This is a genomic window from Flagellimonas taeanensis, assembly GCF_003584105.1.
In the GTDB taxonomy this organism is placed as follows: Bacteria; Bacteroidota; Bacteroidia; order Flavobacteriales; family Flavobacteriaceae; genus Flagellimonas; species Flagellimonas taeanensis.
Genome location: NZ_QXFO01000005.1, coordinates 45,529 through 62,372 on the forward strand (window position 1 = coordinate 45,529; position 16,844 = coordinate 62,372).

17 protein-coding genes are annotated in these 16,844 nt (G+C 46.5%); 4 read left to right on the plus strand and 13 right to left on the minus strand.

Annotated elements, in window-relative coordinates; translation table 11 throughout:
• Positions 1 to 5 precede the first annotated feature (5 nt).
• The 5 genes from D2V93_RS00265 to tamL all read right to left on the minus strand — a co-directional run bounded on the left by D2V93_RS00265 (position 6) and on the right by tamL (position 5,179).
• On the minus strand, positions 6 to 203 hold the full coding sequence (locus D2V93_RS00265; RefSeq protein WP_072878582.1) for a hypothetical protein: 198 nt from the start codon (positions 201 to 203) through the stop codon (positions 6 to 8).
• A gap of 2 nt (positions 204 to 205) precedes the next feature.
• A complete protein-coding gene (rpsO, locus tag D2V93_RS00270; protein ID WP_072878584.1) occupies positions 206 to 475 on the minus strand; it encodes a 30S ribosomal protein S15 in 270 nt (89 codons plus the stop codon).
• A 108-nt stretch (positions 476 to 583) separates the two neighbouring features.
• A complete protein-coding gene (gene accD, locus D2V93_RS00275) occupies positions 584 to 1,444 on the minus strand; it encodes an acetyl-CoA carboxylase, carboxyltransferase subunit beta (RefSeq protein ID WP_119617924.1) in 861 nt (286 codons plus the stop codon).
• Positions 1,445 to 1,468: 24 nt separating this feature from the next.
• A complete protein-coding gene (gene fbaA / locus D2V93_RS00280; protein ID WP_072878589.1) occupies positions 1,469 to 2,536 on the minus strand; it encodes a class II fructose-bisphosphate aldolase in 1,068 nt (355 codons plus the stop codon).
• Between the two features lie 54 nt (positions 2,537 to 2,590).
• Positions 2,591 to 5,179, minus strand: a complete 2,589-nt coding sequence (gene tamL, locus D2V93_RS00285; protein ID WP_119617925.1) for a translocation and assembly module lipoprotein TamL — start codon at positions 5,177 to 5,179, stop codon at positions 2,591 to 2,593.
• 24 nt (positions 5,180 to 5,203) lie between these two features.
• On the opposite strand from tamL, the gene D2V93_RS00290 reads away from it, so the two are divergent.
• Positions 5,204 to 5,920 (plus strand): TrmH family RNA methyltransferase, encoded by a 717-nt coding sequence (locus D2V93_RS00290; RefSeq protein ID WP_119617926.1) that lies wholly within the window; start codon positions 5,204 to 5,206, stop codon positions 5,918 to 5,920.
• A 61-nt stretch (positions 5,921 to 5,981) separates the two neighbouring features.
• Here D2V93_RS00290 and porT read toward each other — a convergent pair whose 3' ends face one another.
• Both porT and ubiE read right to left on the minus strand, forming a co-directional pair.
• Positions 5,982 to 6,680 carry a type IX secretion/gliding motility protein PorT/SprT gene (gene porT, locus D2V93_RS00295; protein WP_108424393.1) on the minus strand — a complete coding sequence of 233 codons (699 nt, stop codon included), beginning with the start codon at positions 6,678 to 6,680 and terminating at the stop codon, positions 5,982 to 5,984.
• A gap of 4 nt (positions 6,681 to 6,684) precedes the next feature.
• Positions 6,685 to 7,413 carry a bifunctional demethylmenaquinone methyltransferase/2-methoxy-6-polyprenyl-1,4-benzoquinol methylase UbiE gene (ubiE, locus tag D2V93_RS00300; protein WP_119618011.1) on the minus strand — a complete coding sequence of 243 codons (729 nt, stop codon included), beginning with the start codon at positions 7,411 to 7,413 and terminating at the stop codon, positions 6,685 to 6,687.
• A gap of 184 nt (positions 7,414 to 7,597) precedes the next feature.
• Between ubiE and trkA the strand changes: the two genes are divergently transcribed.
• Together trkA and D2V93_RS00310 are read left to right on the plus strand one after the other, a co-directional pair.
• Positions 7,598 to 8,947 (plus strand): Trk system potassium transporter TrkA, encoded by a 1,350-nt coding sequence (gene trkA / locus D2V93_RS00305; protein ID WP_072878616.1) that lies wholly within the window; start codon positions 7,598 to 7,600, stop codon positions 8,945 to 8,947.
• The gene (locus tag D2V93_RS00310; RefSeq protein ID WP_119617927.1) at positions 8,947 to 10,437 is read left to right on the plus strand and encodes a TrkH family potassium uptake protein; all 1,491 of its coding nucleotides are present in this window, start codon (positions 8,947 to 8,949) and stop codon (positions 10,435 to 10,437) included. Before trkA ends, D2V93_RS00310 begins: the two co-directional genes overlap by 1 nt.
• A gap of 149 nt (positions 10,438 to 10,586) precedes the next feature.
• Here the strand turns inward: D2V93_RS00310 and D2V93_RS00315 are convergent, their stop codons facing one another.
• The gene (locus D2V93_RS00315; protein WP_072878620.1) at positions 10,587 to 11,774 is read right to left on the minus strand and encodes a pyridoxal phosphate-dependent aminotransferase; all 1,188 of its coding nucleotides are present in this window, start codon (positions 11,772 to 11,774) and stop codon (positions 10,587 to 10,589) included.
• A 15-nt stretch (positions 11,775 to 11,789) separates the two neighbouring features.
• Positions 11,790 to 12,893, minus strand: a complete 1,104-nt coding sequence (locus D2V93_RS00320; RefSeq protein ID WP_119618012.1) for a fatty acid desaturase family protein — start codon at positions 12,891 to 12,893, stop codon at positions 11,790 to 11,792.
• A 115-nt stretch (positions 12,894 to 13,008) separates the two neighbouring features.
• Here D2V93_RS00320 and rsmG point away from each other — a divergent pair, with 115 nt between their 5' ends.
• A complete protein-coding gene (rsmG, locus tag D2V93_RS00325; protein ID WP_119617928.1) occupies positions 13,009 to 13,650 on the plus strand; it encodes a 16S rRNA (guanine(527)-N(7))-methyltransferase RsmG in 642 nt (213 codons plus the stop codon).
• On the opposite strand, the gene D2V93_RS18860 is transcribed toward rsmG, so the two are convergent.
• From D2V93_RS18860 to apaG, 4 genes are all read right to left on the minus strand, one after another.
• Positions 13,647 to 13,769 carry a hypothetical protein gene (locus tag D2V93_RS18860; RefSeq protein ID WP_256621041.1) on the minus strand — a complete coding sequence of 41 codons (123 nt, stop codon included), beginning with the start codon at positions 13,767 to 13,769 and terminating at the stop codon, positions 13,647 to 13,649. The two genes, rsmG and D2V93_RS18860, sit on opposite strands and share 4 nt — an antisense overlap.
• Before the next feature lie 125 nt (positions 13,770 to 13,894).
• Entirely contained in the window at positions 13,895 to 14,659 is a 765-nt protein-coding gene (locus tag D2V93_RS00330; protein WP_119617929.1) for a creatininase family protein, read from the minus strand.
• A gap of 79 nt (positions 14,660 to 14,738) precedes the next feature.
• Positions 14,739 to 16,367: an L-glutamate gamma-semialdehyde dehydrogenase gene (gene pruA / locus D2V93_RS00335; protein WP_072878628.1), complete on the minus strand. Its 1,629-nt coding sequence runs from the start codon at positions 16,365 to 16,367 to the stop codon at positions 14,739 to 14,741.
• 87 nt (positions 16,368 to 16,454) lie between these two features.
• A complete protein-coding gene (gene apaG, locus D2V93_RS00340) occupies positions 16,455 to 16,841 on the minus strand; it encodes a Co2+/Mg2+ efflux protein ApaG (protein WP_072878630.1) in 387 nt (128 codons plus the stop codon).
• Positions 16,842 to 16,844 lie beyond the last annotated feature (3 nt).

The following is a 16,844-nucleotide window of genomic DNA, read 5'->3' on the forward strand; positions in this document are numbered from 1 at the left end:
CGATCCTAATGATCTGGGTCGTTAAACATTTGGTCTACCGCCGTCCGGGCGATCGGGTTGTGTTGTTGTTGTGTGCCAAGGGCACTGACCAATGAAAAACTATAAGCAGCTTTTTGTGTTTGCCCGATTTTTGGACCGGGACTTTTTAAAATTGGAACAAATCCAATAAAATAAAAAGGGGAAGCCAAGGCCTCCCCTTCCATTTTTATTTTCTGATACCCAACTCTTTGATAAGGGTACGGTACTTTTCAATATCTTTTTTCTTCAGATAGTCCAAAAGACTACGTCTTTTACCTACCAGTCTTACCAAGGAACGCTCGGTGTTATAATCCTTGTGGTTCCTTTTAAGGTGTCCTGTCAAGTGGTTAATACGGTGTGTGAACAGTGCAATCTGCCCTTCCGTAGAACCGGTGTTGCTCTCAGAGCCGCCGTGTTTCTTGAAAATGTCGGCTTTTACTTCTTTGGTTAAATACATTCCAATATTATTTAAATGATTTTTATGTATCGATCGACCTTCGATCAGCGCGCAAAGATAGTTCTTTTTTTGGACTATGAAATTTTAATGGGAGGCAAATGGCCCCTTTTACGACCTGATGGGTTGATTGGTGATCAAATCAATATACAGGTTGATGTTCTTTTTCAAGTCCCTGCGATGGGTGATGAAATCCAAAAATCCATGTTCCTTGAGAAATTCTGCGGTCTGGAAACCATCCGGAAGGTCTTTTCCTGTGGTATCCTTGACGACCCTTGGTCCTGCAAATCCGATCAAGGCACCGGGCTCGGAGATGTTGATGTCCCCTAGCATCGCATAAGATGCGGTGGTCCCACCCGTAGTGGGATCTGTGCACAAGGAGATGTAAGGTATCTTCGCCTCGGCCAACTGGGCCAATTTGGCGGATGTCTTTGCCAACTGCATAAGGGAAAGCGCAGCTTCCATCATACGGGCACCCCCGGATTTGGAAATCATCAGGAACGGAATCTTTTTCTTCATGGCCACATCAATGGCGCGGGAGATCTTTTCCCCAACCACGCTGCCCATGGAGCCCCCGATAAAGGCGAAATCCATACAGGAAACCACGAGTTCCTTTCCCATCGACTTGCCCACGGCACTCCTCACGGCATCTTTCAGACCGGTCTTTTGCTCCGCGGCCTTCAGGCGTTCGGAATATTTTTTGGTGTCTACAAATTTCAAGGGGTCTTTGGATCTTAGGTTGGCATCCAGTTCCTTGAACTTGTTGTCATCAAAAAGAATCTCGAAATATTCTTTGCTGCCGATCCTAACGTGGTAGTCATCCTCGGGACTTACATAGAAATTTTTGGCAAGGTCTTCAGATTCAACAATTTTACCTGTGGGGGATTTATACCATAGTCCCTTTGGGGTGTCCTTTTTTTCCTCTGTTAAGGTCTGTATTCCTTTTTCCTTTCTTTTAAACCAAGACGACATGTAATCAATATTTAGTTAGATGACCTATAGCGTGTTCACGTTGTTCAGGTCTTCAAAAGCTTTCTTGAGGCGGGCAATGAAGGTTTTTTCACCTTCCCTCAACCAAACCCTTGGGTCGTAGTATTTTTTATTGGGTTGGTCATCCCCTTCGGGATTCCCGATCTGTGCCTGAAGATAGGCGGATTTGTTCTGTACATAATCCCTCACACCTTCCAAAAAGGCATATTGAAGGTCAGTGTCGATGTTCATTTTAATGACACCGTATCCGATAGCTTCCCTGATCTCTTCCAAAGTGGAACCTGATCCTCCATGAAAAACAAAATCGATATGGTTATGTTCCACACCATATTTTTCTGAAATGTATTCTTGGGAGTTTCTCAGAATTTTTGGGGTCAGCTTTACGTTTCCGGGCTTGTAGACCCCGTGAACGTTACCGAAAGCAGCTGCTATGGTGAACCTATGGCTGATTTTTGAAAGTTCTTCATAGGCATAGGCCACTTCTTCGGGCTGGGTATAGAGTTTGGAATCGTCAACATCGGAATTGTCCACCCCGTCTTCTTCGCCGCCGGTGATACCCAATTCGATTTCCAAGGTCATGTCCATTTTGCTCATTCGCTTCAAGTATTCCTTACAGAGTTCGATGTTCTCTTCCAAAGGTTCTTCGGAAAGATCGATCATGTGAGAACTGTACAAAGGTTTCCCTGTGGCCTTGAAATGTTCTTCGCTGGCATCCAAAAGCCCATCGATCCAGGGCAACAATTTTTTGGCACAGTGGTCGGTGTGGAGAATCACCGTTGCCCCATAGGCTTCCGCCAATTGGTGTACGTGCTTGGCACCTGCTATTCCCCCAAGTATGGCCGCTTTTTGGCCATCATTGGAAAGTCCCTTACCGGCATTGAACTGTGCTCCTCCATTGGAAAACTGAATGATGACCGGAGAGTTCAGTGTTGCGGCGGTCTCCATCACCGCATTGATCGTATCAGATCCAATTACGTTTACGGCTGGTAATGCGTAGCCGTTTTCCTTTGCATGTTTGAAAATTGCCTGAACTTCATCACCGGTAGCAACGCCCGGTTTAATATTATGGGACATAGTTTTAGATGGTTTCGAGTTAAAATAGGGAACAAAAGTAATAAATTATTTCCTCTAGAAAGGATAATTGATCCCGATATTGAGGACCGCATTCCTGATGTTGTATTCATTGAACCAACGATCGGCTCCCACTCTTGCAGGATTGTAGGTCTTGAACCCGACATCCAACCGGAATACAAAGTAAGTGAAGTCATATCGGAGTCCCAGACCTGTACCAAGGGCAATGTCGCCCAAAGAGGAAATTCCCTGGAATATGGCATCGGGGTTGCTTTCGTTGTCAAAAACGTTCCAGATGTTCCCTGCATCTGCAAAAAGGGCCCCTTTTACGTCCCCTGCTATGGGGAAGCGGTATTCTACATTGAAGGCCAGTTTCAGGTTGGCCTCATTGAAATCGTTGATGTTGCTCGTCTTTCCGGGTCCCAGTTCGTAGGCGTTCCAAGCTCTGTTGTCGTTGGAACCCCCAGCAAAATAACTCCTCACAAAGGGGATGTTGTCCGAATTTCCGTAGGGTACGGCCATTCCGAAGAAGCTCCTGAATGCGATCACCTGTGAATCACCTATTTCCCAATGTCGTATGTAGTCGAGTTCTGACTTGATGTATTGGGAAAAAGGAACCCCGAACACCAAAAGCTGTCCATTGTCATTTTTATTGTAGGGGACAATATTTGACATGAGCGAGAGGACATTCCCTGCACTTTCCAATTTTATACGGTATTGGTAAAAATCATTGTCGTTGATGCCCGATTTGCTGTTCTTGGTATGGGTGAAGTTACTGGCAAAAATGAGGTTGTTGTCCGTCAATCGTCTTCTTCGTTCCGCAATGCTGTTCACCTCGTCCAATTGGTCCTCGGTGACAGGAACCTCGTTGTTGAGCACTGCCCGGACAAATTCGTTGGCACCTTCGGGTATGTTCAGACGGAGTGAATCAGTGGTATTGTCCACTGTTTCATAGAACGATGCAAATTGGGGGTCGTTTTGAAAATCGTCCGCAATGTTGTCGAGGTTTGAAAAAGTGTTCCGGTACACGTTATAAAAGTTGTCCGGGTTCACATTGCGCACAAATTCGACGTTCAATAGTTCAATATTGTTCTTGAGCCTATCCGTGGGCGACCAGTTGTAGGATAGTATGGAATTGAGCGACTGCTTGTCCAATCCTATGTTCCGCTGGAAGTTGGTACCCGCCAATAACCTGCTCTGGGGCAGCATGTAGCCGGGAATTATACTTTCCGTATTGAAAGGGAACCAGATTCTGGGAAAGGTAATGTTGATGTCCCCACCAAGTTCCGAAGTGAAGGTCTCGTTGGAGAGCGACGCATCGCTTAAAAGCCCGATAGATCCCCTTGCCGAAATGTTCAAGGTCTCCGCCCCCCCGAATACATTACGGGTGATCACCGACGTACTGAAAGCTGTTCCCACCTGTTGGATATTGGAATGGGTGACGTCAAAATTCAGGTTCAACGAAAATTTGGGCTTCGCCGCCAAATAGATATTGGAGATCAATTCCGTTTGGGTGGAATCTGCAATGAACTCTATGTTGGGATATTTAAAGGTGTTCAGGTTGGTGATCTGCCTGTACGTCCTTATCCGGTCCAAATCCCTATAGATACTGTCCTTTTGAAAGAAAATGGCATCGGTGAGCGCCTTGGGCCTGTACCTGAGCTTGTCATGGTAATGGATGGTGTAATTGTCGTATTCCAGTGTTTTTAGGGAATCCGAGTCACCGTTTATGGCGTAATCCGCATAGATGTTGATTTTTTTGAGGCGGGCTATCCTATAGGGTGCATTGGTATCGGAACTGTCCGTGGTGCTCCTGAATTTTTTGATGTTCAGTTGGACATCCATGAGTTGGTCATCGGCATTTTTTATGGTGTCCCTTAAAATATCATAGTTGATGGAACTTTCTTGAAAGTTATAGACTCCCGAATTCCTGAAAAGGGTGGTCAGCCGTTCCCGCTCCAAAGTGAAATTGTCCAGGTCGAACTGTTCGCCTTGCTTTACGAAACTCCGTCTGGCAGAGAGAGTGTAGATGGAGTCCAGCTCTGGCGAAGTGATGTTTTTCTGAACGGTATCGATGATGTAGGGTTTGTTCAGGTTGATGTTGTATTCCACTTCGGCCCTTTTCTTTCTTTTGCCCTCCACGATCTCGTAGGAACCATTGTTGTTGAAATACCCTTTACTGTTGTAGTAGGCCTCCAACCGCTCGACGGACTTTCGGGTAAGCGAAGTGTCGATTACCACGGGTGGCTCGCCTACCCGTTCCAGAAATTCACTGGCACCTTTTACGATGAAGGATTCCTGCAATCGGCTCACCTGCTTTTGGGAAAGGAGATTGTTCAGGCGTTTTTCCCTTTTTTCCTTTCTGTGCAACCAGTCTTGGAATGAAGAATCAGGATTTTCCTTGGCAAGGTTGTACAGGTTCAGGCGAAGGGGATAGCCGAGGACACTGCTGTTGGGTTTTTGGGAGATCAGGCCCTTGATTTCACTCGTGGAGACTTTTTCCTCGTTGACATAAATGGAGTTCTTGGTAAGCAATAATTCATCTTCCCCCACCTTTTTGAGCGTATTGCAACCCATCGTACTCAACATAAGCAACAATAGTCCTATTTTTGCCCAGTTGCCCATTAGACCTAAAGAACCCCTCATAGACGCCAAAAATACACGATTTAGATGGTTACAAAAAACCAAATTAAACTAGTTGTAAACCTAAAGCAAAAAAAGTACCGAACTCAACACGCCCTATTCGTAGTGGAAGGGGAAAAGTTAGTGAAAGAGTTGTTACAAGCGGGTGTGGAGCCATTGAAGATTTTTGTTGATGGGACATGGAAAGGGAGTGGATTGGGAGAAACGGAACTTGTTTCTGGAGCCATTCTCAAACAGATGAGCAGTTTGAAGCAGCCCAATGGGGTATTGGGGGTTTTTTATATGCCCAAGCCCCTGAAAACAGAAGTGTCGGATTGGGTGGTGGCCTTGGATGCCGTGCGCGATCCGGGCAATCTGGGGACCATCATACGGTTGTGCGATTGGTTCGGGATTCGGGAATTGGTCTGCTCCATGGACACTGTGGATTGTTATAACCCAAAGGTGCTGCAGGCCACTATGGGGTCCATAGCAAGGGTAAACATAGTTTATGCACCTCTCCCCGAATTTTTGAAAAATGCCGAACAACCCATTTTTGGTGCTTTTATGGATGGCGAACCGGTGTATGGAAGAGAGCTTCCTGCCAAAGGCATTTTGGTGATGGGCAATGAGGCCAATGGCATTTCCGATGAGGTGGGTGCATGGGTCACGGAGCGGATTTCCATTCCGCAGTTTGGGGCAGAGACCGCCGAAAGCTTGAATGTGGCCACGGCTACGGCGATTCTTCTCAACGAAATAAGGAGGTAGTTGGATTTTTAGATGGTTGGATTCTTGGACTTACAGAAGTCTAAATATTCAATGATTTAGTTTATTCAAAGGTGAAATTGATAAAGATGCCCCGCGTTCGCATGGCATTGATGTTGCCCGTCCATGGACTGTTGGGGTCGTTGTCGGGGACAAGTTCGTCCGTAAGGGCAAAAACGCCCCTGATGGAGGGTGAAAACTTGAAATATTCCGTGTAAAAATCGATGCCGAAACCCAATTCGTACCCATAGACGTTCTTCTTCATACGGAACTCACCACTGCTGTTGTCGTCCAAACTATCTTCTTTGCTCCCAAGGTTCATCGATGTGTAGACACCGCCTACGATAAAGGGTTTCCAATTGCCGATCCTTTTGGTACTGGCCTTGAGTAAAAGAGGAAACCGAATGTAGGTAGAGCGTACTTCGCGGATGGCATCGGCCTGGCTGGTGAAACCAGGGAAACCTAGGGTACGTGCGGTATAAAGAAGTCCTGGCTCAAAGCGGGCGTCCAAAAATTCGTTGATGCGCAGCTCACCGATCAAACCCACATTGAACCCAAAACTCTTGTCGACCAAGACATCTCGGCCCACATCGTCCTTGTACTCGAACTGAAAGTCATATTGGTTAAAACCCAGATAATACCCCCAGTTCAAAAATCTCTTGTCCTCGTTCTGAAGGTTGAGAATGGGGTCTTCCCCAAATTGCGCGTTGGATTTTGGACTTGCGAGGATCAGCAGTCCAAACAGGATAAGGACATTTTTCATCAAACTATTTTGTGGCGACATAGATGGAGGCTACTCCCAATGTCTGGGGTTTGTTCTCTATTCCTATAAACCCAATTTTGGCCAAAATATTGTTGAAGGCCTCCCCATGTGGGAAAACCGAGGCCGATTCGCTCAGATAAGTGTAGGCCGAACGGTCTTTGGAAAAGATCTTGCCAATGGTAGGCATAATGTATTTGGTATAGATGCGGTATCCTTGCTTGAACGGGGTCTTGGTAGGGACCGAGGTCTCCAAGATCACCAGATTTCCCCCTTTTTTCAGGACCCTTCGTATTTCTTCCAGTCCTTTTTCGAGGTTTTCAAAGTTCCGGACCCCGAAGGCCACCGTCACGGCATCAAAGGAATTGTCCTCAAAAGGAAGGTTCTCGCTATCGCCCACTACCATTTCAATGGTATCCTGTAGTTTTTTTCTCGAAACCTTTTCCTTTCCCACTTCCAGCATCCCGGGGGAGAGGTCCAGACCAATGATTTTCTCGGCACCTGTTGGGGCCAAGGCTATGGCAAGGTCGCCTGTCCCGGTTGCAATGTCCAGAATGGTCTTTGGGGATTTTTCCCTTAAATAGGAGACAATGCGCTTGCGCCATTTGATATCGGTGCCAAATGAAATCACCCTGTTGAGTCCATCATAATCTTCGGAAATGTTATCGAACATTTGCCTTACTTGCTCCTTTTTTCCCAGACCGGATTCTTTATAGGGGGTCACTTTTTCTGACATGGCTTCCATTTGCTGGCAAATATACAACTTAGGCATCTGGGAGGAAGACAAAAATATTTGTGTAATTTTGCCGAGGAATAGCGGAACCTTTTCCGTATTATGTTAATAGTATGTCATTTAGACTTCGATCACCATTTTGTGGCGTACAAGTTGAAATTATTTGGAAACACTCTTATTCTAATCAATGAAGATCATTATTGCTGGAGCTGGTGAGGTAGGCTTTCATTTGGCAAAACTATTGTCCTATGAAGCCCAAGATATTACTTTGATCGACACGGACAAGGAGAAGCTGTCCTACGCGGACAACCATTTGGACATACGCGTCCTGAAGGGGGATGCCACTTCCATTCAGGTGTTGCAGGATGCCGATGTGGATGGTTCGGATTTGGTGATCGGGGTCACGGCCTCCGAAACCACGAACCTCACCCTTTGCCTATTGGCAAAACAACTAGGTTGTAAAAGGACCATGGCCCGGATATCCAACACGGAATTTATGGACAATCGGGATATCCTAAAGTTTGAAGAGTTGGGGATCGATGAGCTCATCTCCCCGGAACGGCTTGCCGCTATGGAAATACAGTTGATGCTGAACCAATCGGCTTTTAACGATACCTACGAATTTGAAGGAGGTCTGTTGACCATGTTCGGCGTGATCCTGCCCAAGACCGCACCCTTTGTGGGCAAAATGGTCAAGGAGGCTGCCCGTATTTTCCCGGAATTGCATTTTATGCCCATTGCTTTGCAGCGTATGGGTACCCAATTCACCCTCATTCCACGTGGGGATACTGTGTTCAAGGAAGGGGATCAGGTCTATTTCATCACTTCGGACAAAGGGGTGGAGGAATTGTACAAACTCACAGGGATGCAGAAGCAAGAGATCAAGAACGTGATGATCCTTGGTGGGAGCAAGGTCGGTTTCAAGACCGCACGGGACCTATGCAGTAAAAAATTCAATGTCAAACTGATAGAGAAGAACAAAGAAAAAGCGTTCGATATTGCCGATGAACTTCCCCATGCGCTGGTCATCAACGGGGATGGGAGGAATGTGGAGCTTTTGGAAGAGGAGAGCCTCGAGTCTATGGATGCCTTCATAGCCGTCACAGGAAATTCGGAGACCAACATCATGTCCTGTCTTGTGGCCAAGAACAAAAAGATAAAAAAGACCATCGCCTTGGTGGAGAACATGGATTATTTCCAGTTGTCGCATTCCATTGGTGTGGATACGCTCATCAATAAAAAACTGTTGGCCGCCAATAGCATATTCCGATACATTCGAAAAGGCGAAGTGTTGGCATTGACCCGCCTCAACAACCTCAATGCGGAAATATTGGAGTTTGAGGTAAAAGCTACCTCATTGGTAAACGGAGAGATCATCAAAGAACTGAACTTTCCACGCGAGGCGAGCATAGGAGGGGTAATTCGGAATGGAGAGGGCATCATTGCCCTGGGCGATTTTAGGATAGCCCAAGGGGACAAAGTGGTGGTCTGTTGCCTACCCAAGGCCATTCCCAAGATAGAAAAGCTGTTCCTATAATGAGGCTCAATACACGAATCATTATCCACATTATGGGGCTTTTGCTCCTTTGTAACGGCTCTTTCATGCTTTTGGCCGCTTTTACCAGTGCCATATATAAGGATGGTGCCACTCTGGACATTTCCCTTGCTGCCATTGTCACGATGCTTTTTGGGATCATGGCCATGTTTTATACCCGAGGGCATAAAAAGGAGGTCAAGCGAAAAGAAGGCTATATTGTGGTGACCTTCGGATGGATCGTGATGTCCATTTCAGGGATGTTGCCCTATCTTTTTTCGGGGTCCATTCCTTCCATAACCGATGCCTTTTTTGAGACCATTTCCGGCTACACCACAACAGGTGCCTCCATTTTGGACGATATTGAAGTACTCCCCGAGGGAATTTTGCTTTGGCGGAGCCTTACCCATTGGATCGGCGGAATGGGGATCATTGTGCTGGCCATTGCCATATTGCCATTGTTGGGTATAGGGGGCATGCAGTTGTTCGCGGCAGAGGCCCCTGGTCCTGGTGGGGACAAATTGCACCCTAGGATAACGGACACGGCCAAACGACTTTGGCTTATCTATTTCGGTTATACCGTATTGGAGACCTTGTTGCTGAAGCTGGCAGGGATGACCTTTTTTGATGCGATCAACCATTCTTTGGCGACCATGTCCACGGGTGGGTTTTCCACCAAAAATGCAAGTTTGGCCTACTGGAACCACCAACCCATCATACAGTACATCACCATTCTTTTTATGTTCTTGGCAGGGAGCAATTTCGTCCTCAGCTATTTCGCCTTGACCGGAAAAGTGCAACGAGTACTCCGGGACGAGGAATTCAAGTATTACCTATGGTTTATATTGATTTTTAGTGTTTTGGCTGCATTGGGTGTCTATTTCAAAGCAGATATTGGCGTTTCTGAATACCATCCCATGGTGTGGGGCGAGGCGGAAAGTGCCTTTAGGCATGCCCTTTTTCAAGTGGTCTCGGTCATCACGACAACAGGTTTTGTGTCTGCTGATTTTACGGCATGGACACCTTTTTTGACCGTTTTCTTTTTTGGGTTGATGTTCCTGGGAGGCTCGGCAGGATCTACGGCAGGGGGCATCAAGGTGATGCGCCACCTGATCATCATCAAAAATGGTATTTTGGAGTTCAAACGGACCCTGCACCCCAATGCGATCATTCCTGTCCGTTACAATGAAAAGACAGTGACCGAGCATATCGTGTACAATGTGATCGCCTTCTTTGTGCTGTACATGTTGCTTTTCATCATAGGCTCCTTGGTGCTCGGATTCTTGGGCCTTGACTTTATCTCCGCTGTTGGGGGTGCCGCCTCTTCGTTGGGCAATGTGGGTCCTGCGTTTGGCGAACTGAACCCTGTGAGCAATTACAACAGCCTTCCCCCGGCAGGAAAATGGTGGTGCGGCTTTTTGATGTTGTTGGGACGTCTCGAATTGTTCACCGTACTCATTGTTCTTACCCCATATTTCTGGAAAAAGACGTAATAAAAAACCTCTTGAGGTTGTCAAGAGGTTTTTGTGCTAAGAATAGCTTTGATTGAAATTTTTGTTCTCCTGGACCGGTTTTCAGGATTTGATTTCAATGTTTCCAAAAGGATGGGATGCTGAACCGAGTTCAGCATGAATCCCTATAATTACACCACGGCCTTGATACGGGCAATGGCTTCCCTTAATTCTTTTTCTGAAGCTGCATAGGAAATACGGATGCAGTTGGGGTTTCCGAATGCTTCACCCGTTACCGTGGCCACATTGGCGTGTTCCAACAGATACAATGCAAAATCCTCGGCACTGTTGATGGTGGTCCCTTTCAATGTTTTTCCGAAGAATGCGGAAATATCGGGGAACACATAGAAAGCACCTTCGGGTACATTGAGTTTGAACCCATCGATTTCACCCAACAATTCGAGGACAAGATCTCTTCTCTTGTGGAACTCGTCGATCATGTACTGGATTTTGCTCACTGGCGCTTCCAAAGCGGTGATCACGGCACGTTGCGCAATGGAATTGGCCCCGCTGGTCACCTGTCCCTGAAGTTTGTTGCAGCCCTTGGCAATCCATTCTGGGGCTCCAATATATCCAATTCGCCATCCGGTCATCGCAAAGGCTTTGGAAACACCGTTCACGGTCACTGTTCTGTCATACATTCCATCGATTCCGGCAATGCTTACGTGTCCTCCTTTGGTGAAATTGATGTGTTCGTAAATTTCATCGGAGACCACATAGATGTCCGGGTATTTTTTCAAGACCTCGGCCAAACCTTCCAACTCAGCTTTGCTGTACACTGAACCACTGGGGTTACAAGGGGAGCTGAACCAAAACATACGGGTCTTTGGGGTAATGGCAGCCTCCAATTGCTGTGGGGTCATTTTGAAATCGGTCTCGATCCCTGTCGGTACTTCAACGGGGACACCTTCTGCCAATTTCACGATATCGCTGTAGCTTACCCAATAGGGGGCAGGTAGGATCACCTCGTCGCCTGGGTTCAATACTACCATGGCCACATTGTAGAGGGATTGTTTTGCCCCTGTGGAAACCACGATCTGGTTGGGTCCGTAGTCCAGTCCATTGTCCCTTTTGAATTTGAGGGTGATGGCCTTCTTTAGCTCGGGATACCCATCCACTGGGGTGTAGCTGCTATAATTTTCATCAATGGCCTGTTTAGCCGCCTCTTTTATGAAATCGGGGATATTGAAGTCGGGCTCTCCCAAGCTCAACCCTATGATATCCTTGCCTTCATTTCGTAACTCCCTGGCCTTGGCCGCCATGGCCAAAGTTGCTGACGTGGACATGTTCTGGATCCTGTCAGATAGATGGTTGCTCATGTGATATGCTAGTTTTTACTGGTATTGAAGTGACGGGTTTTTGCCCAGTTCCTTCAAATGTTTGAAGTGCGAAATTATAGCTTTTCTGGTAGTTTTATATTCGTTGTAGGGTAAATTAAACTCCTTGGCCGTCTGTTTCACAATTTTGGAAATTTTTGTGTAGTGGATATGGCTGATGTTCGGGAATATGTGATGCTCCACTTGATGGTTCAATCCTCCCGTGAACCAATTCACTATCTTGTTCTTTGTGCCAAAATTTACAGTGGTGAACAGTTGGTGGATGGCCCAGGTGTTCTTCATATTGCCCTCCTCATCGGGGAGAGGGGTGTCCGCATGGTCCACAATGTGTGCCAATTGGAATACCACACTCAGGATAACACCGGCCACATAGTGCATGATGAAAAACCCAAGAAGCACTTGCCACCAAGCAATATCGGCAAAAATCAATGGAAGGACAATCCAAATAGTGATGTAGATTACTTTGGTAATGACCAGTGTGCTCCAGTTGATCACGGGGTTTGGAAGTTTGCCGTAGCTTAGTTTGCGCTTCATATAGCGGTACATCTGCTGGAAATCCGTGGTGATGGCCCAATTGAAGGTCAATAATCCATACAGCAGGATAGAATAGTAATGTTGGAACTTATGGTGTTTCCTCCATTCTGCATGCTTGGAGAACCTTAGGATCCTACCCGCTTCCATATCCTCATCGTGTTCATGGATGTTGGTGTAGGTGTGATGGAGGACGTTATGCTGTACTTGCCAGTTGTACACATTGCCCGCCAAGATATAGATGCTGCTTCCCATCAGCTTGTTCACCCATTTCTTGTTGGAATAGGAGCCGTGGTTGCCATCGTGCATTACGTTCATGCCCACACCGGCCATGCCCACTCCCATGGTGATGGAAAGTAAAAGATAGCCCCAAAAAGGCAGGTTCAAGGTCAACATTAAAAAGTAGGGTGTCAAAAAAACGGCAAACATCACTATGGTCTTGAGGTGAAGTTTCCAGTTTCCGGTTTTTTTGAGATCATTTTCATTGAAGTATTCGTTCACTCTTTTGTTCAGTGTCCTAAAAAACTGTGCTGAATCCTTTCTTGAAAACCGGACGGTATTCTTATCCATAAAAAAAATTTTTACAAAGGTAACCATTATTGACCGTATAAGATCAACAACTACCTGTTAGAACGGTGTTAAGGTCTTTAAAAGTATTAATTTTGTTGAAATTAACAGTTGGGATATGAATGCGGACCTGGTTTTCAAATATTTTACGACGCTCACCGATTTACAAAAGGAGCATTTCAAGGAGTTGGAATTTTTGTACAAGGACTGGAACACCAAGATCAATGTGGTTTCCCGGAAAGACATTGACGAGCTGTACCTTCGCCATGTACTCCATTCTTTGGGTATTGCACGTATCCAGACCTTCAATGAGGGCAGTCAGATATTGGATGTAGGGACCGGGGGAGGATTTCCTGGGATTCCGCTGGCCATTTTATTTCCCAATGTGGAGTTCACTTTGGTGGATGCTATCGGGAAAAAGGTGAAAGTGGTGCAGGAAGTGGTGGATGGGCTGAAACTCCAGAACGTTACTGCTATCCACACCAGGGTCGAAGATCTGCCCGGCCAATATGATTTTATCGTAAGTAGGGCCGTGGCCGCAATGCCCACTTTTGTGCATTGGACGAAGGGCAAGATCAAAAAGGATTCATCGCACGAGCGAAAAAATGGCATACTTTACCTCAAAGGCGGAGACCTTACTGAGGAGCTAAAGGATTATACCACCATTCAAACCTTTGATTTGAAGGAGTATTTTGAAGAGGATTTTTTTGAGACCAAGAAGGTGGTCTATCTACCACAAAAATTCAAGGGAAGTCACTAGATGCTGTACATCCGTTCATAGACCCGTTTGCACTTTCTTGAATAGTCCTTGGCATATTGCCAAAAACGGTCGTATTTCTTGATCATCAAATTTCCCCATGCATTGATTCGTTCTTTCATATCTAAATGATTTAAAGGTGTTAAGTTAATAAAGTTACATTTGGATAACAATTACTTAACGTTAATTTTACATTTAAATTATGGATAAGTTGATGTTTTATAGTGGAATAACGCTCATTGGGCTATCATTCATATAGGTTTTCCGTGTCCGCATCGGCAATATCGACGAACAGTTTTGCCATTTTTGAGCAAACGGCCTCAAAAAACAACTTTCCCTTTTCTGCTGTTGCTTTGGATGGATCACCAACACCTGTATCCGCACTGATCTTGGACCATGGTCGCTCCGTCCAGGCCCATCCTTCGGAAAAGGCTTTGATCTTATTTTTGAATTCTTTTCCATCCCCCCAATCTTCTTTGGGGAGTACTAATTCTGGCGTCAAATGAAGAATGAGACTGGTTTCCATTTCATCGGCATGGTCACCGGGATTTTCAAAGATGTCCTTTTTTCCCACTATTTTGAACCAATTGGTCACACAGATGAACATTTTGGGGAAGAGCAGTCCCAATTCCCGTACCAGTGCTTCCCAATTGTTGCCGCCATGACTGTTGAGGATCATGAATTTATGGATTCCTTGTCTGTCCAAAACGGTCAATATATCCTTCAAAATGGCAAATTGGGTGCTGGGGTTCAGATTCATATCCAGATAGATATCGGATTGCCCCGTATTTACTCCAAATGGAATAGTGGGCAACACTACAACCTTGCAACCTTGGTCCCAAGCCAATCGTGCGGATTCTTCGGCGATTGCCGTGCCTTCAATGGTGTCCGTGGCATACGGCAGGTGATAGTTATGGGCTTCAGTGGCACCCCAAGGGAGGACGACCAAATCAAAGGATTCGTCTTTCAAATGTTTCCAATTGGTCTCGGCCAAAATATAGGGTCTGGGCATTTTGTTGCGTTTAGAGGATGAAAAAAGGCCACTATTCTTTTGGAATAATGGCCATGAATTTAATGAATAAGCTTTTAATCTATCCCAAAAATGGGTAACGATAATTTTCAGGGGTCACAAAGGTCTCCTTGATCAACCTAGGGGAAACCCAACGAAGCAAGTTCTGCATGGAACCGGCCTTGTCGTTGGTCCCAGATGCCCTTGCACCGCCAAATGGCTGTTGGCCCACAACGGCCCCAGTGGGCTTGTCATTGATGTAGAAGTTACCGGCAGCGTTCTGCAATGCCCTGGTGGCCTCGTCGATTGCGTAGCGATCTTTGGCCAACACGGCCCCGGTCAACCCATACTCGGATGTGCCGTCCACCAGCTCCAATGTTTTGCTCCAATCCTTGTCCTCATAAATATACACGGTGACCACTGGGCCGAACAACTCGGTGTACATGGTCTCATACTTTGGATTGGTGGTCAAAATAACGGTGGGCTCCACAAAGTATCCCACAGATTTGTCGTACCCGCCACCTACAATGATTTCGGCATCCTTGTCGGCCTTGGCCTGATCAATGTATTTGGCCAATTTGTCAAAAGAGCCCTCATGGATCACCGCGGTGATAAAATTGCTCATATCGGCCGGAGTGCCCGGTTTGTTGAAAGACGCCACATCCGCCTTCACCAAATCCAAGATCTCGTTTGCAGTGGATTTGGGCAGATAGACCCTGGAGGCAGCACTACATTTCTGTCCTTGGAACTCAAAGGCACCGCGGGTAATGGCCGTGGCCACTTGTTGGGGCTTGGCGGTAGGGTGGGCTATGATAAAGTCCTTTCCTCCGGTCTCACCAACAATCCTAGGGTATGTTTTATAGGTATGGATGTTGTTCCCGATCTGTTTCCAAAGCTCCTTGAAGACATGGGTGGATCCTGTAAAGTGTATCCCCGCAAAATCAGGACTGGCCAACAAGGTATCGGAAATCATCACGGGATCGCCATAGATCACATTGATGACCCCATCGGGCAATCCTGCTTCCTTGAATACGTCAACGATGACCTTGGCGGAAAACACTTGGCTGTCGCTGGGCTTCCAAACCACTACGTTGCCCATCATTGCGGCACTGGCCGGAAGGTTTCCGGCAATGGCGGTAAAGTTGAACGGGGTAATGGCATAGACAAAACCTTCCAGAGGCCTATATTCCACACGGTTCCAAACCCCTTCGGAGGATTCGGGCTGCTCGGAATAGATCTGTGACATGTATTCCACATTGAACCTCAAGAAGTCCACGATTTCACAAGCGGAATCAATTTCGGCCTGATAGATGTTCTTTGATTGGGCCAGCATGGTCGAGGCGTTCATCTTGGCACGGTAGGGGCCTGCGATGAGTTCGGCAGCCTTCAGGAAGATGGCGGCACGCTGCTCCCAAGTAAGGTCTGCCCAAGCCTTTCTGGCTTCCAGGCAGTTGGAGATGGCTTGTTCCACATGCTTTTTTTCGGCCAAATGATAGTGGCCCACAATATGCTTGTGCTCGTGTGGAGGTGATATGGGTCTGGTGTTTCCGGTCTTGATCTCTTCACTGCCAATATAAAGAGGAACATCAACCTTTCCATTGTAATAGGCCTCGTACTGTTTTAATACTTCTTCGCGCTCCGGACTGCCCGGGGCGTAACTTTTTACCGGCTCGTTGATTGCGGTTGGAACTTGAAAAAATCCTTTTCCCATGTTTGCTTTTAATTTTTGTTAGAATATTTATTACACAGTGGCAACAAAGTTACTAAAAGCAAAATCGATTTGGAAAGGAAGTGGTGCCTAGTTTATGGCGAAAGGGGCAGCGAACTTGAATGTGGGGATGTCCACTTCAAACTCTTCGGCATTGGTAAAATTCACCATGTGGTAGTGGCCCTTCATGGCCCCAATGGGCGATGCCAACAAGCAACCTGAGCTATAGGTGTGGGATTTTCCGGGTTTTATGACGGGTTTCCTGCCGATCACGCCCTCGCCATCCACCGTTTCGAGGTCCTTTAGGGCATCAAAAATGTCCCAGTGCCTTGCGGTGAGCTGCACCGTGTCCTTGCTTAGGTTCTCTATGGTAATGGTGTACCCGAAAGCATAGTGCATCCTATAGTTTTTGAAGAAAGTACCCTCAAAACTGGTCTGCACAGATACCTTTATCCCTTTGGTGACTTGAGTGAACATATG